The 26,091-nt window shown below is 60.5% G+C and carries 18 protein-coding genes; 11 read left to right on the top strand and 7 right to left on the bottom strand.

Going from position 1 to position 26,091, the window contains the following annotated elements; genetic code table 11:
* Positions 1-64 precede the first annotated feature (64 nt).
* Genes ACR0NW_RS14285 through ACR0NW_RS14270 form a run of 4 tightly spaced genes read left to right on the top strand, consistent with a single transcriptional unit; the run spans position 65 to position 6,742 of the window.
* The gene (locus ACR0NW_RS14285; RefSeq protein WP_480450886.1) at positions 65-1,072 is read left to right on the top strand and encodes an AAA family ATPase; all 1,008 of its coding nucleotides are present in this window, start codon (positions 65-67) and stop codon (positions 1,070-1,072) included.
* Entirely contained in the window at positions 1,069-1,944 is an 876-nt protein-coding gene (locus tag ACR0NW_RS14280; protein WP_480450884.1) for a DUF58 domain-containing protein, read from the top strand. The genes ACR0NW_RS14285 and ACR0NW_RS14280 overlap by 4 nt, the downstream gene beginning before the upstream one ends.
* Positions 1,941-4,703, top strand: coding sequence for a DUF4159 domain-containing protein (locus tag ACR0NW_RS14275; protein ID WP_480450883.1), 2,763 nt, complete (start codon positions 1,941-1,943; stop codon positions 4,701-4,703). Before ACR0NW_RS14280 ends, ACR0NW_RS14275 begins: the two co-directional genes overlap by 4 nt.
* Positions 4,700-6,742: a hypothetical protein gene (locus ACR0NW_RS14270; RefSeq protein ID WP_480450881.1), complete on the top strand. Its 2,043-nt coding sequence runs from the start codon at positions 4,700-4,702 to the stop codon at positions 6,740-6,742. The genes ACR0NW_RS14275 and ACR0NW_RS14270 overlap by 4 nt, the downstream gene beginning before the upstream one ends.
* A gap of 9 nt (positions 6,743-6,751) precedes the next feature.
* Here ACR0NW_RS14270 and ACR0NW_RS14265 read toward each other — a convergent pair whose 3' ends face one another.
* The 4 genes from ACR0NW_RS14265 to ACR0NW_RS14250 are packed head-to-tail and all read right to left on the bottom strand — an operon-like array spanning position 6,752 to position 15,617.
* Positions 6,752-7,591 (bottom strand): 2-keto-4-pentenoate hydratase, encoded by an 840-nt coding sequence (locus ACR0NW_RS14265; RefSeq protein WP_480450880.1) that lies wholly within the window; start codon positions 7,589-7,591, stop codon positions 6,752-6,754.
* A gap of 10 nt (positions 7,592-7,601) precedes the next feature.
* Positions 7,602-9,638 (bottom strand): penicillin-binding protein 1C, encoded by a 2,037-nt coding sequence (gene pbpC, locus ACR0NW_RS14260; protein ID WP_480450878.1) that lies wholly within the window; start codon positions 9,636-9,638, stop codon positions 7,602-7,604.
* Positions 9,631-10,194: a putative glycolipid-binding domain-containing protein gene (locus ACR0NW_RS14255; RefSeq protein ID WP_480450876.1), complete on the bottom strand. Its 564-nt coding sequence runs from the start codon at positions 10,192-10,194 to the stop codon at positions 9,631-9,633. The genes pbpC and ACR0NW_RS14255 overlap by 8 nt, the downstream gene beginning before the upstream one ends.
* On the bottom strand, positions 10,191-15,617 hold the full coding sequence (locus ACR0NW_RS14250) for an alpha-2-macroglobulin family protein (protein ID WP_480450874.1): 5,427 nt from the start codon (positions 15,615-15,617) through the stop codon (positions 10,191-10,193). Before ACR0NW_RS14250 ends, ACR0NW_RS14255 begins: the two co-directional genes overlap by 4 nt.
* Positions 15,618-15,732: 115 nt before the next feature.
* On the opposite strand from ACR0NW_RS14250, the gene ACR0NW_RS14245 reads away from it, so the two are divergent.
* The gene (locus tag ACR0NW_RS14245; RefSeq protein WP_480450872.1) at positions 15,733-17,949 is read left to right on the top strand and encodes a response regulator; all 2,217 of its coding nucleotides are present in this window, start codon (positions 15,733-15,735) and stop codon (positions 17,947-17,949) included.
* 9 nt (positions 17,950-17,958) lie between these two features.
* Complete coding sequence (locus tag ACR0NW_RS14240; protein WP_480450870.1) at positions 17,959-18,420, top strand: VOC family protein; 462 nt, start codon at positions 17,959-17,961, stop codon at positions 18,418-18,420.
* On the opposite strand, the gene yaaA is transcribed toward ACR0NW_RS14240, so the two are convergent.
* From yaaA to ACR0NW_RS14225, 3 genes are all read right to left on the bottom strand, one after another.
* The gene (gene yaaA / locus ACR0NW_RS14235) at positions 18,411-19,181 is read right to left on the bottom strand and encodes a peroxide stress protein YaaA (protein ID WP_480450869.1); all 771 of its coding nucleotides are present in this window, start codon (positions 19,179-19,181) and stop codon (positions 18,411-18,413) included. The genes ACR0NW_RS14240 and yaaA overlap by 10 nt on opposite strands.
* 33 nt (positions 19,182-19,214) lie before the next feature.
* Complete coding sequence (gene recQ / locus ACR0NW_RS14230; protein WP_480450867.1) at positions 19,215-21,254, bottom strand: DNA helicase RecQ; 2,040 nt, start codon at positions 21,252-21,254, stop codon at positions 19,215-19,217.
* A gap of 78 nt (positions 21,255-21,332) precedes the next feature.
* Positions 21,333-21,620 (bottom strand): YggT family protein, encoded by a 288-nt coding sequence (locus tag ACR0NW_RS14225; RefSeq protein ID WP_170653592.1) that lies wholly within the window; start codon positions 21,618-21,620, stop codon positions 21,333-21,335.
* A 140-nt stretch (positions 21,621-21,760) separates the two neighbouring features.
* Between ACR0NW_RS14225 and ACR0NW_RS14220 the strand changes: the two genes are divergently transcribed.
* The 5 genes from ACR0NW_RS14220 to arfB all read left to right on the top strand — a co-directional run bounded on the left by ACR0NW_RS14220 (position 21,761) and on the right by arfB (position 26,076).
* Positions 21,761-23,128 (top strand): MFS transporter, encoded by a 1,368-nt coding sequence (locus tag ACR0NW_RS14220; RefSeq protein ID WP_480450866.1) that lies wholly within the window; start codon positions 21,761-21,763, stop codon positions 23,126-23,128.
* On the top strand, positions 23,125-23,988 hold the full coding sequence (gene mepA / locus ACR0NW_RS14215; RefSeq protein WP_480450864.1) for a penicillin-insensitive murein endopeptidase: 864 nt from the start codon (positions 23,125-23,127) through the stop codon (positions 23,986-23,988). Before ACR0NW_RS14220 ends, mepA begins: the two co-directional genes overlap by 4 nt.
* Positions 23,961-24,845, top strand: a complete 885-nt coding sequence (locus ACR0NW_RS14210; protein WP_480450863.1) for an esterase-like activity of phytase family protein — start codon at positions 23,961-23,963, stop codon at positions 24,843-24,845. Before mepA ends, ACR0NW_RS14210 begins: the two co-directional genes overlap by 28 nt.
* A gap of 96 nt (positions 24,846-24,941) precedes the next feature.
* On the top strand, positions 24,942-25,592 hold the full coding sequence (locus ACR0NW_RS14205) for a queuosine precursor transporter (protein ID WP_170653600.1): 651 nt from the start codon (positions 24,942-24,944) through the stop codon (positions 25,590-25,592).
* Positions 25,593-25,656: 64 nt separating this feature from the next.
* Entirely contained in the window at positions 25,657-26,076 is a 420-nt protein-coding gene (arfB, locus tag ACR0NW_RS14200) for an alternative ribosome rescue aminoacyl-tRNA hydrolase ArfB (RefSeq protein ID WP_480450860.1), read from the top strand.
* The last annotated feature ends 15 nt before the right edge of the window (positions 26,077-26,091 follow it).

Genomic DNA, 26,091 nt, shown 5'->3' with positions numbered 1-26,091 from the left:
TGCTTTTGCCATTTCCTCTCAACGCGATACACTTCAATCATACATGTGCACGGAAGGGAAAGTCATGACCGAACCCGCCGACCTCGTTGCAGAGATCGAAGCGCTGGAAGAAAAGCTGCAACAGGCCAAAACTTCGATTACCAGCAGGTTTATCGGGCAGGAGCGGGTCGTTGATCTGACCCTGACCGCGCTGCTGTGCGGCGGGCACGCCCTGTTGATCGGATTGCCCGGTCTTGGCAAGACCCGGCTGGTCGAAACGCTGTCGACGGTAATGGGGCTTCACGGCAATCGCATCCAGTTCACACCTGACCTGATGCCTGCCGATATTCTGGGGTCCGAGGTTCTGGATACGGCTGAGGATGGCAGCCGTCATTTCCGCTTTATCCCCGGCCCGATCTTTTGTGAGCTGCTTATGGCGGATGAAATCAACCGCGCCAGCCCGCGAACGCAGTCGGCGTTGTTGCAGGCGATGCAGGAACGCACGGTGACGGTCGCGGGCGAGGATCGCTCGCTCGGGGTGCCGTTTCACGTTCTGGCCACCCAGAACCCGATCGAGCAGGAAGGGACATATCCCCTGCCCGAGGCGCAGCTTGACCGCTTTCTGGTGCAGATTGACGTGGATTACCCAGACCGGCAGACCGAACGGGATATTCTGATCGCCACGACCGGGGTCGAGGAAGAACAGGCCAATCAGATTTTCACCAAACAAGAATTGCTGGCCGCTCAGGTTCTGCTGCGTCGGATGCCGGTGGGTGAATCGGTGGTCGAACTCATTCTGGATCTGGTACGCGCCTTCCGCCCGGAAGAGGCCGGCGTGTCCGAGCGTGTTGCGGAAACGGTTGCCTGGGGTCCCGGACCCCGCGCGGCGCAGGCGCTGATGATGACGGTGCGCGCGCGGGCGATGCTGCAGGGGCGTCTGGCCCCGAATGCCGAGGATGTTCTGGATATGGCACGGCCGGTACTTAGCCACAGGATGGCGCTAAACTTTGCCGCGCGGGCGCGCGGCGACAGTCTGGCCGATCTCATCGAAACCACCGCTGCCGGGTTTGTCCGGAACGAGGCTGCGGCGTGAATGCCGCGCTGACCCTTCGCGAAAGATCCGAGGCCGAGGCGTCACGGCTGCCGCCCCTTTTGGCGCGGGCCGAACATCTGGCCGGAACAGTCCTGTTGGGTGATCATGGCCGCCGCCGTGCCGGGCTGGGCGATGATTTCTGGCAATACCGCCCGGCGCAGATCGGTGACAGCAAGCGGATGATCGACCATCGCCGTTCGGCGCGTGGGGATCAGCAGTATGTGCGTGAGCGCGAATGGCAGATCGCACAATCCGTAATGCTGTGGGTCGATCAGGGGGCCTCGATGCGGTTCTCGTCGGCAAAGACCTTGCCGACCAAGGCAGATCGTGCGCGCCTGCTGGGCCTTGCCACAGGCATCTTGTTGGTCCGTGGCGGCGAACGGGTTGGGCTGACCGGAACCACTCTGCCACCCCGTCGCGGCAATGCGCAGGTCATCCGGCTTGCCGAAGCCTGGTCCGAAGATGCAAGTGCGGATTATTCCCCGCCCGAGCATCGCGCGATGATTCCCCATGCGCGTGCCGTTTTTGTTTCGGATTTTCTGGGGGATATTCAGGAAGTTGAGCTGGCGTTGACCAAAGCCGCTGACAGGGGTGTCAAAGGGGTTTTGCTGCAGGTCCTCGACCCCGAAGAAGAAACCTTTCCCTACAGAGGACGAACCATTTTCGAAAGCGTCGGCGGTTCGCTGCGGCATGAGACGCTGAAGGCCGGTGATTTGCAGGATCGTTATCTGGAACGTCTGGCCAGCCGAAAAGATGCCCTGATGCAATTGTGCCGCGCAACTGGCTGGCAGTTGGGGCTTCACCACACAGGCGAAAGCGCGCAGGCGGCGTTGTTGTGGCTTTACCGCGCGCTAGATGGGGGCGCGCGATGACGGTGCTGGCGGGCATCGGGTTTTCCGCCCCGTGGATTTTGCTGGGGCTGCTCGCCTTGCCCGTTCTCTGGCTGATTCTGCGCGCAGTGCCTCCGGCGCCTATTCGCAGGCTGTTCCCGGCTGTCACCCTGCTTTTGGGTCTAAAAGATGATGAGAGCGTGTCTGACAGGACCCCGTGGTGGCTGCTGCTGCTTCGGATGCTGGCGGTTGCGGCGATCATCATCGGCCTTGCCGGTCCGGTACTGAATCCTTCGCGGGATCAGGTGGGTTCCGGCCCGCTTTTGCTGGTGCTTGATGCAAGCTGGGCCGGAGCGCCGGATTGGTATTCGACGATCAATCAGATTGACGCGCAACTGACCGAGGCGGGACGCGCCGAACGCCCCGTGGCGATCCTGCGGTTAAGCGAACCCGAGGCTGCGGTTTTTCAGTCCGCAGAAGCCTGGCGAAGCCGTTTGCCGGGGCTGGTTCCCGCACCATGGCAACCGGGTGAGGCGCAGATCGCACAGGCGGCGGACATTATCAAAGGCATCGAGGGCGGGTTCGATACGCATTGGTTCAGTGACGCGCTGGACTATGCCGGTCAGGACAGAATTCTGTCGGAACTGCAGCCTCGTGGAAACGTGACGGTGTTTCAGTCACCCGACCCGGTGGTCGCGCTATTGCCCGCCGGGTTCGAGGACGGGGCCGTGCAACTGACCGTTTTGCGTTCCGGGGCCGAATCTGCCGATACTCTCACTCTGCTTGCGCTGGGGCCGGATCCTGCCGGTACCATGCGGACGCTGGACTTTGCCGAGGCCGAGTTCGCTGCAGGTGAGGCGACGTCTCAGGTGGCGCTAGCCTTGCCATCCGAATTGCGCGCGCGGGTTTCGCGCTTTGAGATACAGAACCGGCGCTCGGCCGGGGCGGTTGCACTGACCGATGACAGCCTCAGACGCCGGGAAATCGCCTTGATCGGAAGCAGCCGCAACCGCGAGGGGCTGGAGCTGCTCTCGCCCCTGCACTACCTGAAGCAGGTTGCCGTACCCACGGCAGATTTCGTTGACGGATCGTTGGCCGAGGTTCTGCCCGCTAACCCGGATGTCATTGCGCTGGCTGACGTTGTCATTCTGTCCGAATTCGAGGAATCCGAGCTTGCCAAATGGGTTGAAAAGGGCGGTCTGTTGCTGCGTTTCGCAGGTCCTCGCATGGCGGCAAGTGATCTGGGCCGTTCGGAAGAGAATATTCTGCTTCCCGTCCGCCTGCGGGGCGGGGGCAGATCGGTTGGCGGCGCCATGAGCTGGGGTGAGGCAAAGGGTCTGGCACCCTTCCCCGAGCATTCTCCGTTCTTTGGGCTGAATATTCCCGAGGATGTGACGGTCAGTACGCAGGTCATGGCGCAACCCGATCCCAACCTTGCGGATCGGGCGATTGCCTCGCTCAGCGATGGCACGCCGCTGGTGACGCGCAAGTCCCTTGGGTTGGGGCAGGTTGTTCTGTTCCACGTTACGGCGGATGCTGAATGGTCGAGCCTGCCGTTGTCAGGGCTATTCGTTGAAATGTTGGACCGTCTTGCCGTGGCTTCGGCTGCCAAAGAGCAGCAAAAGGCACAGTTGCAGGGAACCGTTTGGGTGCCCTCTCAGATCATGGATGGGTTTGGCGGGTTGTCCGACGCAGGTAATCTGGCCGGTGTGGACGGATCAACACTGGTTGAGGGTAACATCGGCCCCGGTCTGCGCCCCGGAATTTACGAAAACGAAGGCCAGAAGTTGGCCGTCAACGTCATGCAGGGCCGGGACGCTCTGCTAGCGGCATCCTGGCCGTCTGACGTGCCGGTAAAGGGGCAGGAAACAAACCGCGAGGTTCCGGTGGGAGGCGTTTTGCTGAGCATTGCACTGATATTGCTGTTTGTGGACATTCTGGCCTCGCTTGTCCTGTCGGGACGATTGGGTGCCGTACGGGCGGCGGCAATGGTGCTGGGCGCGGCAATGATGGCGCCGCATGCGCAGGCACAGAATGCAGCGGACGCTGATTTCGCAATCCGGTCAACGCAGGAGCTGGTTCTGGCCCACGTTCTGACCGGCAACCGTCAGGTGGATGATGTGGCCTTGGCGGGGCTGAAGGGGTTGTCGGATACGCTGTTCTACCGCACGTCCGTTGAGCCAGCGGACCCGGTTGGCATTGATCTTGAGCGGGATGAACTTGCGTTCTTTCCTCTGCTTTACTGGCCCGTGACGCCGGATCAGCCGCAACCATCGGACGAGGCCTATGCAAGGCTGAACACCTATCTGCGGTCCGGCGGGATGATTCTGTTTGATACGCGGGACGCAGATATTGCCAGCTATGGAGTGGCCAGCCCGAATGGCCGCAAGCTGCAGTCTCTGGCCGCGTCGCTGGACATTCCTCCGTTGGAACCTGTCCCCAGTGACCACGTTTTGACCCGCGCATTTTACCTGTTGCAGGACTTTCCTGGACGGCACGCCGGTAACGAGGTCTGGGTCGAGGCGGCGCCACTTGATGCCGAACAGATCGAAGGGATGCCGTTTCGCAATCTGAACGACGGCGTGACGCCGGTAGTGATCGGCGGCAACGACTGGGCCGGAGCGTGGGCCGTGGACAGGAACGGTCAGTCGCTATTGCCGGTCGGGCGCGGCTATGCCGGTGAGCGGCAGCGCGAGCTGGCCCACCGATTTGGAGTCAATCTGGTGATGCATGTGCTGACGGGGAACTATAAATCCGATCAGGTCCACGTGCCCGCCCTGCTGGACAGGTTGGGACAATGACCGGAACCGTCATCTTTGATCCGCTGATCGCTTGGCCGCTGCTTTTCATCGTAGCGGCGATCGCTGTTGCCGGGATTGTACTGGCACTGTGGCGGGGATTGTCCGGTTGGGCGTTGCGCGGTCTGGCGGCAGTGGTCGTGATCGCTGCGCTGGCCGGACCTGTTTATCAAGTCGAGGATCGGGCGGCGCTGACCGACATCGTGCTGATGATCGAAGACGAAAGTTCCAGTCAGACTTTGTCGGATCGGGCGGCGCAGACTGTGACAGCCGCCGAAGAGCTGGCCGGTGTCATCGAGGCACGCGATAACACCGAATTGCGCCGTATCAGAGTTGGTGACGACGAGGGGGATGAAGGCACAAGAATCATGTCCGCCCTGACCGAAGCGCTGGCCGAAGAGCCGCGCGCGCGTGTCGCCGGTGTCATTGTCGTATCCGACGGGCTGGTGCATGACGTCGATCTGGCCCCGAACCTGCCCGCGCCGATGCATCTGCTGCTCACCGGGCGGTCCGAGGACTGGGACCGCAGGCTGATCGTCCGTAACGCACCGGCCTTTGCAATCATCGACGAGCCGGTAACCCTGACCCTGCGGGTCGAGGACAGCGGTGCCGCACCGGCCAACGCAGTCACCGCGCCGCTGGAGATTTCCGTGGATGGCGGTGAACCGGAACGCTTCACCATTCCCATCGGACAGGATGTGGAGCTGCCGGTCGCGCTGCCGCATGGCGGCCGCAATGTGATCCAGTTCTCGGTGCCGGTTGCCGATGGCGAGCTGACCGACCGCAACAATTCAGCATTGGTACAGATGAATGGCGTGCGGGACCGGTTGCGGGTTCTGCTTGTCTCTGGCGAGCCGCATCCCGGCGGTCGGACCTGGCGGAATCTGCTGAAGTCGGACAGTTCAGTGGATCTGGTGCATTTCACCATTCTTCGCCCACCTGAAAAACAGGACGGCGTGCCGGTGGACGAACTGTCCCTGATCGCCTTTCCGACGCGCGAGCTGTTTCTGGAAAAGATCGACGATTTTGATCTGATCATTTTCGACCGCTACAAGCGGCGTGGCATTCTGCCGGCGATCTATCTGGACAATGTCACGAACTACATCAATGACGGCGGCGCGGTCCTGATCAATTCCGGACCCGATTTTGCCACTGCCGACAGTATCTTCCGCTCGCCGCTGGCGCCGATTTTGCCAGCGCAGCCGACGGCGCGGGTGATTGAAGAACGTTTTGTCCCCGAGGTTACGGAACTGGGTCAGCGTCATCCCGTTACAGCTGATCTGGGCAACCCGGACGAGTGGGGGGCGTGGCTGCGCCAGATCGATGTCAACCACCGTTCGGGCGAGGTGTTGATGACCGGAGTGGATGAAAGGCCCTTGCTGGTCCTGGACCGGGTGGGCGACGGGCGCGTGGCGATGCTGGCCTCGGATCACGCATGGTTGTGGAGCCGCGGTTTCGAAGGGGGCGGGCCGCAGCTTGAGCTTTTGCGCCGTCTGGCACATTGGATGATGAAAGAGCCCGAACTGGAGGAAGAGGCGCTGTGGGCCGAGGCGAACGGTCAGTCCATCCGGATCATCCGCCAGACCCTGAGCGACGAAGCCAGCGCCGTCACCGTAACCCGGCCAAACGGTGAAACAACGGAAGTTGAGCTTGCCGAGGTTTCGCCTGGCCGGTTCGAAGCCCAATATTATGGCCCTGAAATTGGGCTTTATCGCCTGAGCGATAGCGAACGCGAAGCGGTGATTGGTCTTGGACCCGCCTCTCCGAAAGAGTTCGAGAATACGATTGCGACCGGCGACATTCTGAAACCAGTACTGGCCGGAATGCGCGGTGGCGTGATCCGGTTGGAGGACGGCGTGCCGGTGATACGTAACGTCCGCGAAGGCAGGCCCGCTGCGGGTCGCGGCTGGATCGGTCTGACACCGCGCGGAGCTTATGAAACGCGCGATATCACCCAGGCCGGATTGCTGCCGCCCTGGCTGGTCCTGTTGCTGGCAAGTGGTTTCCTTGTGGCCGGGTGGCTGCGGGAAGGGCGGCGCTGAACAAGCGGGTCATTCAAACGTGACGGTTACAGTCGGATCACCGGGCAGACCGGAATAGGTAACTGACGCTCCGCCTTTGCCCTTGCCCGGCGGGAACAGCGGCCCGAATGACCCGACCGAGACGAGATCACCGGGTTTGAATTCGACGCCCTTGGACAACAGCCACAATACTGCGTTGGCCGGGTGTCCCAGAACCGCCCGTCCCGGCGCTTGTGCCAGAACCTCACCATCGGCTGCACGCAGTGTTACCTGCATGTCGGCTAGTGCGGTGGTTATCGCGGGCGGGTCGGTGACCGGAATTTCCTGCCCAATGACACCCAGCTTTGGCGCGACGCCGATTGCGGTCAACGTTACCGGCGTGATCGGCTCATCCTCGGCCAGGATCAGATCGGGAAGCTCGATGAAAGGCCGGATGGCTGCGATATTTGCCATCACCTCTTCGGGCGTGGTTGCCTGATTGATGGCCGCGTCACCCACCACCAGTATCAGGTCGGCTTCGAAAACCGGTCGGGCACCCCAATCCGAGGGGATTTCGGCTCCGTCCTTGTGCATCATGTCCCGAAACAGCACGCCCTGAACCGGTTCACTTGCACCAAACCTTTCCTGTGCCGGTTTGCTTGTCAGACCAGCTTTGTAACCGATCACCGGCCCTAGATGCGGCTCTAACGCTTGGATAGTCAGGGCTTGTGTACACAACGCGTCGTTCATGTCGCCATCGGCGATCAGGGCGGATGTCGGAGTATTGGACAGATAGTCCGATACAAACCCCTGAATTTCAGCTTCTGACGCGCAGTCGGCCAGCGCGCTGCCGGCCAGACATGACATCAAAACGAATATCGAGCTCCGCATGACTTCCTCCCTAATCAATCTGGATGGAGACCCGGTCGGATCGTCCGCGGGCATCGACAATCACCAGCGATGCGTAGCCCCGCCCCGGGTTGGGAATGTCGAATTCCCGCTGGCGCTGATCCGTTGTGACCGGCCTTCCATCCGCCAGTACCGCAAATGGCCCCGTGCCGCCCCGCAGCTTGATCGTAAGCGGTGTGCCGTTGGCGGCCAGACGGGCGCCATCCGGGGGAAATACCAGCTGCGGCGCATTGTCAGCCGGGGCAAACGCGGCTTTGCGCGGGCGAAATCGTTGAAGTGGCGGCGGCAGGTCCGCCGCACCTACGATCAGGGCGGCGGCAGGTGGTGCGCCAAGCGGGTCAAAATCGGGTTTCAGGTGACCGAAGGCATGAAACAGCAACGGCGCGGCCAGATCGCCGCCAAATGCACCAGGGACCGGTGTGCCATCGGCCCTGCCCAACCACACGCCGATAACATGTCGCCCGTCATATCCGATTGCCCAGGCATCGCGATGCCCATAGGAAGTGCCCGTCTTGTAAGCCAGAACACCGGCAGGGGCGCCTGACGGCGGGGCCAGTCCCGATAGAATGTCACCAACTTGCCACGCAGCGACATTGGACAGAATTCGGGCGGTTTCGGCTTTGGGTTCAAGCAGACCATGGCGCAGAACCGGACCTGTTCCACCGGCTGCAATGCCCGCATAAAGCTGCACAAGATCCCGAAGGCTGATACCTATTCCGCCCAAAGAGATGGCGAGCCCGGGGCGTCCCCCGGTCAATTGCGGTCGAGCTCCGGCGCGGTTCATCGCAGCCATGACGCGGGCTGGCCCAAGCTCGTGCGTCAGTCTTACCACTGGAATGTTGAGTGACATCTGCAACGCATCACGAACCCTGACGTCACCACGAAAAACGCCGTCGAAGTTGCGTGGCGCGTAGCGGCCGAACATAACCGGGCTATCGCTGATCAGGGTTTCGGGATGCGCCAGCCCCTGATCGAATGCCAGACCATATATCAACGGCTTGAGGGTTGAGCCGGGCGACCGCAAGGCCATCGTCATATCGACAAAACCCTGCCGTTCATCTTCGTATCCGGCAGAGCCGACTGAGGCGAGGATATCTCCGCTCTGGTGGTCGGCTACGATCAGGGCACCCGAAACACGCGATCCCGCCAACCTCGCGGCTTGCGAGACAAGAGGTTCCAGACGGGCCTGCAATTCGGCATCCAATGTCAGGTCGTGAACCGATGCTTCCGGCGTCAGTTTTGTTATCCGATCCGTCAGATGTGGGGCCAGACGGGGAAACGGGCGCATCTTTCCAGGAACCGGTTCGGCCAACGCTGCCGATGCCTGCGCTTCGGTCAGGATACCTTGTAGTTGCACACGTTGCAGGACGCGATCCCGCGCATTGCGCGCTGCATCCGCGTGACGGTCCGGGCGCCGTGCTTCGGGTGACTGAGGTAGGGCAACAAGCAAGGCCGATTGCGCGGGCGTAAGGCGGCGAGGCTCTTTCCCGAACCATGACCGCGTGGCCGCGCGGATACCTTCAAGGTTTCCGCCATAGGGCGCATGGGTGAGATACAGCGCGAGAATTTCGTCTTTGCTCAGGCGTCGCTCAAGCGCATATGCGACTCTGATCTGGCGTAGTTTGCCTTTCCAGCGCCCGGTCGATCCATCCTCCAGCAGCCGCGCGGCCTGCATGGTCAGGGTCGAGCCACCTGAAACGGTGCGCCCGTTCAGGATTGCCTGCCCAAAAGCACGGACAAGGGCAATCGGGTCCACGCCGGAATGCGACCAGAACCGTTTGTCCTCGTACCGGACAAGCATGTCGACAAAGCCGCGATCCACATGGCCGGGCGTCAGCCGCCAGATGCCATCAGCGACTGGGTAGGCGCGCAACAGTGCCCCGTTGCGGTCGCGTATTTCGGTCGAGGTTTCGGTCAAAACCGGGGGCAGTATGGTGGCGTCGATCCAGCGATCACCTGCGTCGCGCAAGGACGCGGCGCAAAAAAGCCCGAAGGCAAGGCCAAGGAACAGATGGCCGGGTTTAGGCATCGACCCATCCCTCCCACAGGTCTGGATACCGGGTAACGAAACCGGACTCGTGCACCCTCAACTCAGCCGAGAAGGCTGGCGACACATACTGAACATGGTCAGGGCCAAGGCTGGTGTAGGTCTGCTCCAAGGGCCCGATTGTAGCGAAATCCGGCTTTAGCCACGCCGCGCAAACATGAGCAGATTGATCGACTTTCAATGGCAGGCGTCGCAGGGGCAAAAGGTTGGTCGACGGGGTAAAGCTCAGGTCCAGATCGACGCAATCGGCGGTCCCCTCCTGCAAATCGCCGTTCAGATACCAGCCGTCTTCGGCGCGATGCAGCCGCAGAGACAGTTCATGACCGTCAACCTCGCCGCCGATATCTGCCGAAAGACTGGCCCAGTCTGGATCGCAGCGAATATCATAAGTCAGGCTGGCATCGGCCTTCCCATCATGCCAGATCGCCTGGCCGACCAGCATCCAGCCATTATCCAGACGTGACAGCGTGCAACGATCCGTTCCCTCCTTATCCAGCCGCCGCCAGTGCGCTGTTGCGATGGCTGTCCGGCCGGTCATCGGACAATCACCCGCCCGGTATCCGTCCGGGCGCGGTTTTGCGGGCGATACATATCCTCGACCGACGCCGCCGGGTGGTGGAAGTTGCCCGGAGTGACCGCACGGGCGACATAGGCAAGGGTCACGGTCCTGCGCTCCCGTATATCCACTGCAGCAAGAAACCGGTCGGTTCGGAATTCGGCATGGGTGGCTTCGGACAAATCAAGCCAATCGAGCGTGCGTACATCGCCCGAGCGCAACAGGCTGGGATTGTCTATCTCAACCCCGGCAGGCAGTGGATCATCCACCATCAACCGTGCACCACCGCTTTCAAAGGGCGTTACGGTGAGCACCGTGACAAATCGTTCCCCTACGGTAAAATCCCGGCGATCCAGCGGTTCGCCTTCCATCGAGTAATACTGCCGGTCAATGGCGTAACCGGTTCCGCCCGCGTCCGGGGCAACTTCGGGTACACCGGTGACCGTCAGGGTAATATCGGTGCTACGATTGCTGGCGCTGGTGATATTCAGTTCTTTGTTCGCGTCACTTTCCAACACCTGCACAAACGGCCCCTCGACCCCAGCACCATTCACGCGCAGCCCCGACTGTTCAGGCGTCGCGATCAGCGAATGTGCGGCCAGCAGGGACCACGCAGCTTCCTGCGTTGAGAGATAATCGCGCGGTGTACTGATCCGCTGCACCAGAGCGTCGCGATCTACTACGGCGCTGCCTGCATCGGTAGCCAGTGCAAGCACCCCGGCTGCATCGCGCAGAGAGGTTCCGTAGTCCGCGCGCCAGATTGATGTCTGTTGTGAGTTATCCGCGCCAATCATCCGGGCGGCTCGGGCGAACATCGCGTCTGCCCGCGTCTGATCTCCATAAAAGGCCAACGCCGCACCAAGCTGGGCCGCTGCAAGCGGAGAGTCAAAGGCCCCTCCTTTGACGTCGGCATAGTAGCGCAGATCGCCCATCGACGCGGCACCTTCGCGCGCCAACACCATCAGGGCATAAGCAATGTCCCGTCCTCCGGTGTCAAAATCCGGGGCATAGTTGATATGATTGCGCAGATTGTCCATCGCCTGTGCAAAAGCCCCGTCCGGAACCGCGTGACCCTGCGCCCGTGCCCGCGATAGGAAATCGCTGACATAGGCATCCAGCCAGAAATCCCCGCTTTCGGCCCGCCACAGCCCAAACGCACCGTTCGGGGCTTGCCGCGCCAGAATGCTCCGGATCGAGTCACTGACCCTTTTGTCGGCGGCTGATCCTTCGCCAAGGCCCCAGCTTTGCGCAACCGAGGACAAATACAGCAGCGGCAAGGCCTTGCTCGTGATCTGTTCGGTGCAGCCATAGGGATAACGGTCCAGCCTGTCCAACAGTCCCGGCGCGTCGAGCTTGGCCAGCGGACCCGCGGACAGAATTGCCCTGGCCGATCCGGACCGGAAACCGTCAAACACATCGGATGAGAACAGAAAGCTGTCGCCCGAACCCAGCGAAAACCGTCGTGTCAGAGCCACAACTGGATCGTTTGACCGGACCGGGAGGCGCAGAGATTGCTTCAGCTCCTGCCCGTCCGGCGTTTTCAACGCGACGGTGATTTCTGGGTCGCCCAGCATGTTGGCGCGTACGGGAACCTCGTATGTAATTTTGCCGCCGGCATTCAGCGTAAACGATGTCGGAACCTCGCCCAGTGTCAGCGTGTCCGGCGCTGTCAGGTTCAGGCCCATGCCGCCGGTTGGCCCGTCGGCATGGACGATCTCAAGCAACATCCGGCTTTCATCACCAGGTGCAAGAAACCGGGGCAGACTGGCCGTGACGACAACCGGATCGCGCACGATCATTTCAGCCTCGGCCTGACCAAGTGCTGATTTTGACCAAGCGACAACCATCAGCCGCACAGTGCCGTTAAAAGCAGGTAGTGGGATATCGACGATGGCCTCTCCGTCTTCATCAACCTGAACCGGCCCGCTGAACACGGCCATCAGATCCTGCGTTGGCGGGGGTGACTGCATCCGCATGCCGTTGTCGTTGTCCCCGCCCGAACGCACGATACCCAATGCGCCGTTCATTCCGTCGATCAGACGGCCATAAACGTCCCGCAATTCGACCCCTAGTCTGCGCTGCCCAAAATAGTGGCCGGTCGGGTCCGGGCTTTCGAACCCGGTCAGACTCAGGATGCCGACGTCAACAGCCGCAAGGGTCAGCCATACCTGTTCCCCTTCTTTGGCATCTTGGACTCTGATACGGGCCTTTTTGGTTTGTCTTGGTTTGCTGACTTCGGGCACGTCAATGGCCACAGACAGTTTGCGCCCGACCGGCTCGACCGAGGCATGAGAAAGGCCCAGTGCCCGCGATGGGTTCTGGCCTGCGGACACATCCATCGGGCGGATTACAGTCGCGGCGACATATGCGCCCGCGCCCCATTCACCCGTGACATTCAGCGGTATGACGGTTTCGCCCTCGGGGACTTCGACCATCCGGCGTTCGATCAACCTGTTGGACATCACGTCAATCTGAGCCACCCCGGCCATGCGCGGCACGATCCGCAATTGCGCGGTGTCACCGGGACGATAGCTGTCCCGGTCCAACGACATTTCCAGCCGGTCGGGCGTGGTTGATGCATCCGCCGACCGGTACCAGCCTGCGTAGAAGTCCACTGCGGCTTCGGCGTAGTCGCCATCAATGCGCTGCACCACCAGTTCATACCGGCCCCAGTCAACCGGTTGGCCTAGGGTCAGCGGGTCGGGTCCCAACTGCAATTCTCCGGTGGCGACACGCGACCGCCGGGTTGTGGGTTCCCAATTCCAGTTACCGTGAAGCTGATACCATTGATACCGCGTTTCCAGCCGGTTCAGCGTCCAACGAACCTGCATTGGCGCTGGGGTCATCTCGGGGGATAGGGCGATGATCTGAAACTGGGCTTCGGACCCTTCACTGACGACATCCTCGAACATCGGTTTGATCCCGATTACGGGCGCCGAGGGAAGGACCGGTGCCGCTATCTGACGTTCGACCGGACGGCCGGACCCGTCGGCCAGACGTACAGTTACCGTAGCCTCCACCGGTTTGCCATCAGTCTCTAATTGAGGGATTTCGACCGGTATCGTCGCGCGACCCTGTGCATCCGTGCGGTCACCACCGAAATGGGTGCTTTGGGTGGAAAGGGGGCTGTCATATCGGCCAAATCGATATCCGTCATATCCCGAAACCGTCTCGGCAGGCCGTACGATCACTTGCCCGTCAATCGTCAGATCCGAGCCGGGGGCGCCAAACAGATATTTCGCCTCGATCCGCAGGGGCGGGGTATCTCCGGCCCTTAGCGGCGCGTCCGGCAGCGCCAGATCAAAGTCGATACGTTCAGGCAGGAAGTCTTCGACCAGAACGGTTTGCCGGGCCAGATCGTCACCTTTGGGGTCCGATCTCAGTTCGATCTGCCAGGACCCGCGCGGAACATCCGCCGCCACCGGCAGGGCAAAGACGTGGCCTCCGGCGACACCGCCATCCGATACCGACCGACGGTACTCAACGCCATCAGGGCGGCGCAGAATGGCAGTCAGCGGCAGATTTTCGATGGCGCCGGCCTGATCATCGCGCGACAGCGCCGTCACATAGATTGTCTCTCCGGCGCGATAGGCTCCGCGATCTGTCGTCATGAATACGTCCACAGGCCCCGCGGGCGCACGGCCCTCGACGCCGCGATCCGATAAATCGAAGGCAGGATCGGTCAGCGACAGAAAGTTGAAATCCACCTCTCCGTCCGCCGCCAGTATCATGGCTGGCGCGCTGGCCCCTTTGCCTCGGGCCAGTCCGGGATCAAACCGGGCGTACCCTTCGGCATCAGCCTGTGTCTTGCCGATGACGGCATTGGCGCGGGACACAAGCGAAACCTCCACCCCGGGGCGTGGCGCCGCATCAGCCAGACCGCGCACCGTGACGTGCAATCCGTCTGTACCGGAAACCGAACTGATCCCCAGATCGGACAGAACAAACCACTGCGTCGCACCGGGGTTGTCATAGGGATCGGCGCCGGGAACGCGCGCGGTCAGGGCGTAAATACCAGCGGGCTGTCCCGAAATGGCGTCAGCCATCGGCAGGCGCGTGGTCATGTCCCGGTTCAACTCCGAGGTAACTTCGGCGGTTCCCGACCAAACATCCTGAGCTATTTCGTCCGAGAATGTCCGTTCCTGCCAGTTACTGAGGGGGCGGCCAAAGAAATCCTCTTGCACGGCGCGCAGCAGATTACGGTCGCTGATGCGGCGCAATGTCAGATCCAGGGTCGTGACATTGACCGATTCCACCGGCAATGCCGCATCCGCTGCTTTTGGCAGGACATAGGCCCGCCCCGGAAACCGGACCGACGGGGCGCGGTCGCGGACATAGTGGGTCAGTTCAACATCTTTGATCAGGGCTTCGCCTGATGCGGCGGGCAGGCCCTGCCGGAAGGTGACACGATACCTTTTCCCGTGTTCGACACCATCAACGCAAAGTTGATTTTCGTCAGCCTGCACCACCAGCTGCGGGTCAGGCAGGCGCACGAATGGCTCATAGTCTACGCCCGCTTTGACAAGCGGCTCGGAAAATTCGGCGCAAATGCGGGGGACCGATGCGTCACTTTCAACGGTGCTGTCGACAAGGCGAAAACCGTATTTGCCGATGGCCCGTTCCAGAGCGGCCAGAACATCCGGCCGCTGCTGAAGCTCTGACGCAAGGCGCAGCGTTGAAACCATGTCGCGCCCGCGCTCGTTTTCCTCTAGCGCATCTGCAAGCATCATCAGCGCGCTGACCTGAGCGCCTGCAGAGTCTGACCGCAGATAACCGTTAATTGCCGCACTCAGCGCCCGCGCCCGCAGCGCGCGCTTTCGGGTCCAGTCGTTGGTCTGAATGCTCAGCAGCAACCGGGCGTATTCGGTCCAGAGGTCGGGCCTGTCATCAAGCGATACAGCGGCGCCGGTCCATCGCATGGCCTGATCGGGGGTCGAGGCGGCTTGTGCCGCCCCAAGAATTGCATCCAAATCCAGTCCGCCCGCCAGATGACGCAGCCCCAGATCCCGGGCCTGTTGATAGGTCTGTTTCAGATCGGCGGGTTTCAGAAAATCCAGATTCGCAGCTCGGGTGTTCGAACGCTCCAGTGTCCGGGCATCTGTCACGATCTTTTGCGCGGATATCGCCCCTTCATAAGGTTCCTGCCGATTCACTCCGCTTTTGGGAAAACACGCATTCGACCGGGTGTTAAAGGTAAATGCCGCACAGTTACGGTTGGCCGAGCAGGCTCGGATGCAGGATTTCAGATCCGTATCAAATAGAGCATCCAGATCTGACCCGTAAAAATCGGCATCCCGCGTGCCGACATAGCGGAACTCCGGAACCGCCGATTGCGCGTGAACGGCGGCTATCGGGAAAAAAAGCGATATAATCAAAGGTATTGCGGAAAATACGAAGCGACGCATCACGACCTCCTGTTTGATGAAAGGGTCGCATGAGGCCGCTTTACAATGCAACGGCTTAAACTCTTTTTCATCGTCTCGGCGGATGCTGCGGAAGAACCGCCCGGAGACCCAGATCATGAGCCTTGCCGATAAACTTGCCCAGGAACGGCGCGCGCGTTTGGCCGCCGAAAGACTGCTGGAACAGAAACAGGCCGAACTGTCTGCCGCAAACCGCAAGCTTGGCCGCCACGCGATTGCCCTGACCCGACAGATCGGCGAAACGCAGGCCGAGGTGGCGACAGTTCGGGATGAAAACGAAAAGGTCAAATCGGACCTGACAGTGGCCAACGCCAAGATCGAGGTGGCAGAGCGTCGTCTTTGGCACTCCATCCAGACCATCCATGACGGGTTCGCGTTCTTCGATGGTGAAAACACACTGATTGGCGCGAATGCAGCCTACCTGAGCGTGTTCGAAGGGCTAAGTGAGGTCGCACCGGGTGTCTCATACCTGCGCCTGCTCGAAATCATGACGGACGAAGGGATTGTGGATACGGGGTCGGAACCGGGTGCCGACTGGCGCGCCAGAATGCAGAAACGCTGGGGCCGGTCAAACCCTGAGCCGATCGTGATCCAGTTGTGGAATGGCCAGTATATCCGACTGATAGATCAGCGGGGGCAGGGGGGCGATGTCGTCAGTCTAGCGTTGAACATCACGGCTTCGGTCCGGCATGAGGCTGAATTGCAAGGTGCGCGGGACCGAGCCGAGGCGGCCAATCGCGCGAAATCCGCCTTTCTTGCCAATATGAGCCACGAAATCAGGACGCCCATGAATGGCATTGTCGGGATGAGTGAGTTGTTGATCGAAACGCCACTGGATGAAGAACAGCGGCTGTACGTCAACATGATCCGGAATTCGGGTGAGGCGCTGCTGGTCATCATCAACGACGTTCTGGACTATTCCAAGATCGAGGCGGACAAGCTGCTGCTGCACACCGAAGATTTCGATCTGGAACGCTGCATTCACGAGGTGGCGATGCTGTTGCAGCCCTGCGTGCGGGACAAGGGGCTGACGTTGCTTGTCGATTATGATCTGTTTCTGCCCACGTTATTTGTCGGCGACCCGGGGCGGATACGACAAGTACTGACCAACCTTGTGGGAAATGCGGTGAAATTCACCGCTGAAGGGCATGTGCTTATCCGGGTTACGGGCGTGCCGCATCAGGACAGCCAAACCTGCGACATTCATGTAGCAATCGAAGATACAGGTATCGGAATCGCGCCGGACAAGATCGACCACATCTTTGGCGAATTCAATCAGGTCGAAGGCGAGCGCAACCGCCAGTTCGAAGGCACGGGGCTGGGGTTGGCGATCTCAAAGCGGTTGATTTCGATGATGGGGGGATCGGTGTGGGTGGAAAGCGAAGAAAGGCGCGGTTCCTGTTTTGGCTTTCGTGTCACGCTGCCGACCACGGATGGGCCACAGCCCGCACCCCCCGACCTTGCGGACAGGTTGCAGCACGTGATGGTGGTGGACGATCTGGCCGTCAACCGGGCGATCCTGATGAAACAGCTGGGGCGGCTGGGTTCCCGGGTGACGGTGTGCGAGACCGGGACCGATGCGTTGGAACGGCTTGATGGCTCGGTCGATCTGATCCTTTGCGACCACGACCTGCCGGATATGGATGGGCTGGAACTGGCCCTATCCCTGCGCGAAAAGGGGTGGCAGGACGTGCCCGTTGTATTGATGTCCGCCAATCCGGGGTTGGTGCAGGCCGATCCTGCGCGCGCGCTTATTCAGGGTGTGCTGCAAAAACCGCTTCCCCGGGCCGAGCTGTTTTCACGGCTGATCGCACTTGGTGATCCGGTTTTTGTGGACAGGGATACCGAACAGAATAGCTTGCCTGATACGGGTAAATCCGGCGCAACGCAGGGCGGACAAAGGCGCATGCGCGTTCTGGCGGCCGAAGACAACCGCACCAATCAACTGATCCTGAAAAAGATGACCAAAGACCTGAACATTGATCTGCAATTCGCCGCAAACGGGGTAGAGGCGGTTAAGGCCTGTTCAGACTTTGCCCCCGATCTGATCTTTATGGATATTTCCATGCCACAGATGGACGGAAAACAGGCAACGGCCGAAATTCGGGCGGCAGAGGTCGGAACAGACCGGCACGTGCCGATCATTGCTCTGACCGCTCATGCGATGGCGGGGGATGATCAGGGGATACTGGCCGCAGGGCTTGATCACTATCTGACAAAGCCACTGCACAAACAGCTGATCCATCAGGCGATCCGCACACACTGCCCTGCGGGTGTGTTCCCTGTTGTTGATGAGGATGAGCCGGCGCTGTAGTTTCGCCACATGTCAGATCAAAAAGGGTTTCGGCCTCGCGCGCTGGGCGAGATTGCCATTCGCTGCGCCGATATGGGCGCGATGGTGGAGTTTTATGAGAATGTGATCGGGTTGGAGCGTCTGACCGGCGATCACAACAGCGCCATCACCTTTTTTCGCATCGCCGAAGGGTTCGGCGGGCATACGCAGGTGCTGGCCCTGTTTCACTACATGGCTGCGCCGCGCCCCGGCCTGCACCCAACCGGCACGGAACGGCCCGCGATGGGGGCAGGGTCGTCGCTGCACCACATTGCGCTGTCCCTGCCGTTTGCCGAGCAGGAGGCCGTGATGCGCTGGTATGACAAACTTGGCCAGCCCTATCGCATCGAACAATTCGGCTGGATCGGATGGCGCGGTATTTTCACCGAAGATCCCGAGGGCAACACGGTCGAGTTGGTCGCCCATGACCCTTCGATGCTGGATCAGGCCTGATAGGGGCGCAGGAAAACGGGCTTATCCTTTTCCGACAGGTCCGGGCGATATTCATAGCCGCCGGTGTCGAAATCCAGCAACCCGTTGGGATCGGTCAATCGGTGCTGAATGATATAGCGGGCCATGGCACCGCGTGCCTTCTTTGCGAAAAAACTAACGATCTTGGGGGTGCCGCCTTTGTCTTCCATGAAGACCGGGGTGATCACCCGCAGTTTCAGCGCTTTAGGGTCTACTGCGCCGAAATATTCCTGACTGGCACAGTTCACCAAAACACCCGATCCAATCGCTTCGCCCTGCGCGTTCAGGGTCTTGCTCAGCTGGTCGCGCCAGTATTCATACAGGTTTTTTCCGCGCCGGGTCTTCAGCTTGCTGCCCATCTCAAGACGATAGGCCTGAATGGCGTCCAGCGGGCGCAGCACACCGTATAGCCCGGACAGAATGCGCAAGTGGTCCTGCGCCCATGCCATTTCATCGCTATCCAGCGAAGCAGCCTCAAGCCCCTGATAGGTGTCACCGGCAAAGGCCAGTGCGGCAGGGCGGGTCACATCTGCCGCAGGAGTATCGGCAAAGGCGCGGTATCGGTCCCGGTTCAGTCGGGCCAGATCATCGCTGAGGTCCATCAGTTTCTTCAGATCGCCCAGCGTCAAGTTGCGGGCGGTTTTTGACAGGCGGATTGCATCATCCTGAAAGTCCGGCTGCGTGACCTCGACGTCCCGCTCTGCCCAGTCCAGCCGCTTGGCCGGGGAAATCACTACCAGCATATCCGTCCTCGTTCCTTGCCTGATTGGCCGTATCTAGCCCGCATCCCGCAGCACGTCCAGAAACGCGGCACCAAACCTTTCGTGACGCCGGTCGCCCAGCACCTGTTCTATCCCGCGCGAATCTTCAGGCCGCAATTGTGCGATCCTGGCCAGTTGTGAGGCGGAACAGGTCAGCGGCTTGTCGATGCCATCGGGCCCGCGCGACAGCTGCGTCTGCACCTCAAGCAGGCGGTCATAGATACCGCCCTGATCGCGCCCGGCCAGTTTACGGCGGGCAGGGTGCAATTCTTCGATGGCGCCGGTCAGAACCTCAAGGAATGTCGTGCCATAGCGTTCCAGTTTTTTCGCACCAACTCCGCCGATCCGGGCCATATCATCCAAGGTGCCGGGGCGGCTTTCCGCCATCTCGATCAAGGTGCGGTCGGGAAAGATGACATAAGCCGGAACACGCGCGGCCTCGGCCAGAGCGCGGCGTTTGGCCTTGAGCGCGGACAGTAGAGGCGCGTCCTCTTCCGACACCATCATCTTGACCACGGGCCGCCGCGTGGCCTTGCGGATCGTATCCTTGCGCAGGTCGATCTGTGCCTCACCTTTCAGGATCGGCTTGGCCGCTTCGGTCATGCGCAGTGCGCCGTGGCGTTCGGGATCGGGGCGGACCAGATCATGGCCCATCATCTGACGGAAAATCGCCTGCCATTGCGGGCGCGACCAGTCTTTGCCGATGCCATAGGTTGACAAGTTGTCATGGCGACGCGCGCGGATCTTGTCGGTCTCGTTGCCCAAAAGGATGTCGATCAGATGACCCGTGCCGAACCATTCTTCCGTACGCAGGATCGCGGACAGGGCCATGCGAACCGGCGTGGTGCCGTCGAATACCTCAGGCGGGGTATCGCACAGATCGCATTTCCCGCAGGGTTCGATCTGTTCTCCGAAGTAGCCCAACAGAGTCTGGCGGCGGCATACCAACGCCTCGGCCAGACCCAGCAGGGCGTTCAGCCGGGCGTGATCGGCCATGCGCCGTTCAGGCGGGGCGAGCCCTTCGTCGATTTGCGATCGTCGCAGGCGGATATCGTCGGGACCGAACAGGGTTAATGTCTCGGCAGGGCCGCCATCGCGGCCAGCGCGACCAATTTCCTGATAGTAGGCCTCGATGGATTTGGGCAGGTCCGCATGGGCGACCCAGCGGATATCGGGTTTGTCGATGCCCATGCCGAATGCGACGGTGGCGACCACGATCAGCCCATCCTCACGAGCAAAACGGGTTTCAACGATGCGGCGATCCTCGGCCTCCATCCCGCCGTGATAGTGGCAGGCGGTGTGGCCTTCGGCGCGCAGGGCTTGGGCCAATACCTCAGTCTTGTTACGGGTGCCGCAATAGACAATGCCGGACTGGCCCTTCCGCGCCTCGGCAAAATCGAGGATTTGTTTGCGCGGACCGTCTTTGGCGGCAAAAGCGAGATGTATGTTGGGGCGGTCAAAGCCACGCAGAAATTTGCGTGGTGCGGTGCCGTCGAACAGTTTCTCGACAATCTCGTCCTGCGTTTCCGCGTCCGCCGTGGCGGTGAACGCGGCCAGAGGCACGTCCAGCGCGCGCCGCAGTTCTCCGATCCGCAGGTAATCGGGGCGGAAATCGTGGCCCCACTGGCTGACGCAATGGGCCTCGTCCACCGCGATCAGGCTGACATTGATCCGCCGCAGCATGCCCAGGGCCGATCCGGCAGCCAGCCGTTCAGGCGCCATGTAAAGCAGTTTCAGCCGCCCAGCCTCCAACGCCTCCCACACTGCATCGGTTTCTTCGGGGGTGTTGCCCGAGGTCAGCGCGCCGGCCTCGACGCCCGCCTCCTGCAAGCCGCGAACCTGATCGCGCATCAGGGCGATCAGAGGGGAAATAACCACCGTCACCCCGTCGCGCAGAAGGGCAGGCAGTTGATAGCACAGGGATTTACCGCCACCAGTCGGCATGATGGCCAGCACGTTTTCACCCAGCGTGACGGCATCGACAATCTCTTCCTGACCGGGGCGGAAGTCGTCGAATCCAAAGACATCTCGCAGCAGCGGTGCGGCGTCGAACATGTGCGGGGTGGCCCTGTTTTAAGGTTTATCTGCTCTTATGACAGGACAATCACATACTAAGATTCGGTGAACAAGAGGTCAGTAGAAATAGACCGCATTGTTGATCAGCACGATCCGCAGCGCATAGACACCGATCAACACCACCAGCGGCGTCAGGTCCAGACCGCCCATTGCGGGCAGGATACGGCGGATGGGGCCATAAAGCGGTTCCAGAATGCGGTTCAGGCCATACCATATCTGTGCCACGAATTGCTGATGCAGGTTCAGTACCTGAAAGCTGATCAGCCAGCTCATGATCACGTGGGCCAGAATGAAGAACCAGACGATATCCAGGATCAGCAGCAGGATTTGGATCAGCGACAGCATGGGAACTCCGTTTTCACATTGGCTGAGACCTAAGCGCCGAAGGGGCAAAGGGCAAGCCCGTGCAGCATCGAAGCCAACAGAATGCTTGCGAAAATGCCCAAAGGTCCGTCTTATGGCACAAAAGAACGCAAGGGGCAGTCATGGCAGAGATTTCCAGGCGCAGGCGCATATGGGGATGGTGGTTTTTCGATTGGGCCAGCCAGCCCTTTCACACCCTTCTGGTGACATTTGTGTTCGGCCCCTATTTTGCGGGGGTTGCGGCAGGGTACTTTACAGGGACCGGTATGGATGCCCAATCCGCCGCCGCGCACGCACAGAGCGTCTGGGCGCGTTGCCTGACCATAACAGGGCTAATCATCGCGTTCGGTGCGCCTCTGCTGGGGGCCATGGCGGACGTGACTGGCCGCCGCATTCCGTGGGTATTTGCGTTTTCCGTGATGTATGCGGTGGGGTCTGCGGCCTTGTGGTACACGATGCCGGACGGATCGAACATGTGGCTGATGTTGTCCGCCTTCGGTCTCGGCTTTGTCGGTGCGGAATACGCGTTGATCTTCATCAACTCGCAGCTGCCCGATCTGGGGGATGAGAATGAGGTTGGCGAAATCTCGGGCTCGGGTTTTGCTTTTGGATATTTTGGCGGTCTGTTGTCTCTTGCGATCATGCTTGCGTTGTTTGTCGAGCAGCCGAACGGCAAGACCCTGATCGGGATGGACCCGTTGTTTGGTCTGGATGCCGCTGCGCGCGAAGGTACGCGCTTTGTCGGCCCCTTCACCGCCGGGTGGTTCGTCCTGTTCATGGTGCCCTATTTCCTGTGGGTTCGCGACGACGAGGTAACGAACAAAAAGGGCAGCGTGGGTGAGGCTCTGCGGCTTTTGGGCAAATCGGTCTCGGCGTTGCGCCATCGGGGCAGCCTGGCGGCCTATCTGGGTTCGTCCATGTTCTACCGCGATGCGCTGAACGGGCTTTATAGCTTTGGCGGCATCTATGCCCGTCTGGTGCTGGAATGGGATCTCATCAAGATCGGTGTCTTTGGGATCGTCAGCGTGCTGGCCTCGGCCATCTTTGCCTGGATCGGCGGGAAGATGGATAAGAAATATGGCCCTAAACCGGTCATTCTGGTTGCGATCTGGGTGCTTATTCTGGTGTGCACGACGGTGGTTTCGATGGATCGTACGCAGATATTCGGCATCGGCCTGCCCGAGGGGTCAAACCTGCCCGATCTGACCTTCTTTGGCTGCGGAGTTCTGATCGGCGGCATGGGCGGCATTCTGCAATCGGCCAGCCGCTCGATGATGGTGCGTCATACCGATCCGAAAACACCTGTAGAAAGCTTTGGTCTTTATGGCCTGTCTGGCCGCGCGACCGCATTCGCAGCACCGCTTTTGATCGACATTGCAACAGTTGCCACGGGCAGTGCACGTTTGGGGGTGTCTCCAATCGTCCTGTTGTTTATTCTGGGCCTGTTCCTGATGCGCTGGGTCAGACCGGAAGGGGACCAGACCGGATGATTTTATTACGTTTTTTGACTATCGCCGCCGTTTTGTTTCTGGGGAGTGCGGTAAGCGCCGAGCCCCTTGCGAAACAGTTATTCGGGGCGCAGAAGGAAAGCTCCCGGCAGAAACCCGCCGCTTTCGGCAGCTATTCCCGTGGTTGTGCCGCCGGGTCTGTGCAGTTGCCTGAAACCGGCCCCACATGGCAGGCCATGCGCCTGTCGCGCAATCGCAACTGGGGACACCCACAGGCGATCGATTATGTTCAGGACCTCAGCGGCTTTGCCGCAAAACAACCGGGGTGGAGTGGTCTTTATATCGGCGATATCAGCCAGCCACGTGGCGGGCCGATGACTTCGGGGCACCGCAGCCATCAACTGGGCCTGGACATCGATATCTGGATGCTACCGGCAGACAATCTGCGCCTGTCTCGTAAATCGCGCGAGAATATCTCGTCGGTATCTCTGCGCCGCTCCAATGGGGCTTATGTAAACGGCAACTGGTCGTCGCAGCACCACGCCATCCTGCGCGAAGCGGCCAAAGACAAACGGGTCGCGCGTATCTTTGTATTCCCCGGTGCCAAGGTTCAGATGTGCAACGATGAAAAAGGCAACCGGGCTTATCTGCGCAAGATCAGACCGTGGTGGGGGCATCACTATCATTTCCATGTCCGATTGAAGTGCCCCAAAGGATCGCGCGGCTGCGTCAATCAGGACCCGCCGCCCAAAGGCGATGGCTGTGCCGAGGCGCAGCAATGGGTCCGCAACATCCTGAACCCGCCGCCGCCTGATCCAAACGCACCACCGCCCAAAAAGCGTCGCGAGTATGTAATGGCAGATTTGCCCAATCAATGCGTTTCAGTGCTGCAATCCAATTGATCCCAGCGCTGTTTCTGGCCGCTGCCGCAAGCGCGGTTGAGGTCAGGACAGCCACGCATCTGGACAGCTATACTTGGCAACACGACGCCGACTGGTTTGGCGGGTTTTCCGCCCTGACGCTTTCAGATGACGGGCAAAGCATGGTCATTCTGAGCGACCGGGCAAAGCTTGCGACGGCACGAATAATTCGCTCGGGCGGCAAAATTCGAGAGGTCAGAATAGATAACGTCTGGCCCGTCCGATCCAGCCGAAACCGTATCCTGCCGGGATGGACCGGGGATTCCGAAGGGCTTGCCGCCGGTGACAACGGCGATTTCTACATCTCGTTCGAAGGCATACACAGGGTGGCGCACTATGCCCAGCCTGACGCGCGGGCCCGGGTTCTGCCACGCCCCCCGGTGTTCAGGACTTTTGAGGACAACGGATCGTTCGAAGCGCTGGCAATCGACGGGCAGGGCAGGCTGTATACCCTGACCGAAAAAAGTAGAACGGCAGACGGCCACATTCCCGTCTATCGCTGGGACGGTTCGGCATGGTCCATGCCTTTCACTCTCCCACAGCGGGGCAGGTTTCGTCCGGTCGCGTCCGATTTCGGCCCGGACGGCCGGTTCTATGTGCTCGAGCGCGCGGTTTCCCTGTTTGGTTTCAGATCGCGATTGCGTCGGTGGCAGGTGGACGAGGATGATGTCTTTGCCGAAGAGATCCTGTTTGAAACCTCGGCCCGTACCCATGACAATCTTGAAGGTCTGTCTGTTTGGCGCGATGGCCAGAACAGGATTAGGGCGACGATGGTATCTGATGATAATTTCCTGTTCCTGCAACGAACGGAGCTTGTGGAATACGCTTTACCTGACTGACTTGCCAAATGCGTTTTGACCCGCTAGAAGCGCGGCTTGCCTTGGGCGATGCCCTTGGCCAAGTCGCCGCTACCTTGTCAAAACGGGCATCAAAACATGCAACGCGCTTACATTCCCGGCATTATTGCCATGGCCGCCATTGTCGTGGCCTCGAACATACTGGTTCAGTTCCTGATCCTTGATGGCCTCCTGACATGGGGCGCCTTTACCTATCCTCTGGCTTTCCTCGTTACGGATATCATGAACCGCGTTTATGGCGTGGGTCCGGCCCGCAAGGTCGTGTTTGCCGGTTTCGTGACCGGCATCGTCTGTTCGCTGATCGGCAGCCAGATCATGCTGCAGGGCGATGGTTTCACCTATGCCGCCGTGCCACTGCGGATCGCAGTCGCATCGGGCACCGCTTTCCTGATCGCGCAACTGACGGATGTGACCGTCTTTAATTCACTGCGGGGTGGTCGCTGGTGGCGGGCGCCGCTGGTCTCGACCCTTGTGGGATCAGCTCTGGACACTGCGCTGTTCTTCACCATCGCGTTCTCGGCCTCGGTTACCTTCTTTGGCGCCAACGCGGACGCCGCAATCAACTGGGCGTGGGAGCCCGTGCCCTTCATGCTGACCGGCCCGATGGCGCCGCTCTGGGTCACACTGGCCTTTGCCGACTGGCTGGTAAAGCTGTCGCTGGCCCTGATCGCGCTTGTCCCGTTCCGGGTCATCGTGTCCTGGCTGGACCCAAGAACAAGCACTGCCTGAATACATGGGGCCACCTGAAGAGGTGGCCCTTTTTGTTTGCCCCGACCGCCTGTAAGGTCGCGCCATGTTGCGCGTGAGCGAAGATATCATTCTGCAGGACTGGGAAATGACCGAGAGCTTTGTGCGTGCGTCCGGTCCCGGCGGGCAGAACGTGAACAAGGTTTCGACCGCGGTCGAATTGCGGTTTGAGGCCGCACGCTCTCCGTCTCTTCCCGATCCGGTCAAGGCGCGCCTAAAACGCCTGGCAGGCCGCCGCTGGACCAAAGACGGCGCGATCGTCATTCAGTGTGACGAAACCCGATCGCAATCCCGCAACCGCGATATTGCACGTACCCGACTGGCCGAACTGATTGCCCGCGCCCTGATCAAACCCAAGCGTCGCATTGCAACCAAACCCACTTACGGCTCGGTCAAGCGCCGCCTCGCCACCAAAAAGGCCCGCTCGGATGTAAAGGCGCTGCGCGGCAAGGTGTCCGAAGAATAATCTGGTATCTTTTCG

This window comes from Ruegeria sp. CF5, from assembly GCF_056537325.1.
The sequence above is the reverse complement of the archived record's forward strand: the minus strand, read 5'-3'. Positions and strand labels throughout refer to the sequence as shown.

Bases quoted from the DNA above. Each gene is read 5' to 3' on its own strand.
- ACR0NW_RS14225 (WP_170653592.1), bottom strand. From the start codon at position 21,620: ATGCTGTCGCTGATCCAAATCCTGCTGCTGATCCTGGATATCGTCTGG.
- ACR0NW_RS14240 (WP_480450870.1), top strand. From the start codon at position 17,959: ATGTCAGATCAAAAAGGGTTTCGGCCTCGCGCGCTGGGCGAGATTGCC.
- ACR0NW_RS14250 (WP_480450874.1), bottom strand. From the start codon at position 15,617: ATGCGTCGCTTCGTATTTTCCGCAATACCTTTGATTATATCGCTTTTT.
- pbpC (WP_480450878.1), bottom strand. From the start codon at position 9,638: ATGCCTAAACCCGGCCATCTGTTCCTTGGCCTTGCCTTCGGGCTTTTT.
- ACR0NW_RS14255 (WP_480450876.1), bottom strand. From the start codon at position 10,194: ATGACCGGCCGGACAGCCATCGCAACAGCGCACTGGCGGCGGCTGGAT.
- ACR0NW_RS14275 (WP_480450883.1), top strand. From the start codon at position 1,941: ATGACGGTGCTGGCGGGCATCGGGTTTTCCGCCCCGTGGATTTTGCTG.
- mepA (WP_480450864.1), top strand. From the start codon at position 23,125: ATGATTTTATTACGTTTTTTGACTATCGCCGCCGTTTTGTTTCTGGGG.
- ACR0NW_RS14245 (WP_480450872.1), top strand. From the start codon at position 15,733: ATGAGCCTTGCCGATAAACTTGCCCAGGAACGGCGCGCGCGTTTGGCC.
- arfB (WP_480450860.1), top strand. From the start codon at position 25,657: ATGTTGCGCGTGAGCGAAGATATCATTCTGCAGGACTGGGAAATGACC.
- ACR0NW_RS14220 (WP_480450866.1), top strand. From the start codon at position 21,761: ATGGCAGAGATTTCCAGGCGCAGGCGCATATGGGGATGGTGGTTTTTC.
- ACR0NW_RS14285 (WP_480450886.1), top strand. From the start codon at position 65: ATGACCGAACCCGCCGACCTCGTTGCAGAGATCGAAGCGCTGGAAGAA.
- recQ (WP_480450867.1), bottom strand. From the start codon at position 21,254: ATGTTCGACGCCGCACCGCTGCTGCGAGATGTCTTTGGATTCGACGAC.
- ACR0NW_RS14270 (WP_480450881.1), top strand. From the start codon at position 4,700: ATGACCGGAACCGTCATCTTTGATCCGCTGATCGCTTGGCCGCTGCTT.
- ACR0NW_RS14205 (WP_170653600.1), top strand. From the start codon at position 24,942: ATGCAACGCGCTTACATTCCCGGCATTATTGCCATGGCCGCCATTGTC.
- ACR0NW_RS14210 (WP_480450863.1), top strand. From the start codon at position 23,961: ATGCGTTTCAGTGCTGCAATCCAATTGATCCCAGCGCTGTTTCTGGCC.
- yaaA (WP_480450869.1), bottom strand. From the start codon at position 19,181: ATGCTGGTAGTGATTTCCCCGGCCAAGCGGCTGGACTGGGCAGAGCGG.
- ACR0NW_RS14265 (WP_480450880.1), bottom strand. From the start codon at position 7,591: ATGCGGAGCTCGATATTCGTTTTGATGTCATGTCTGGCCGGCAGCGCG.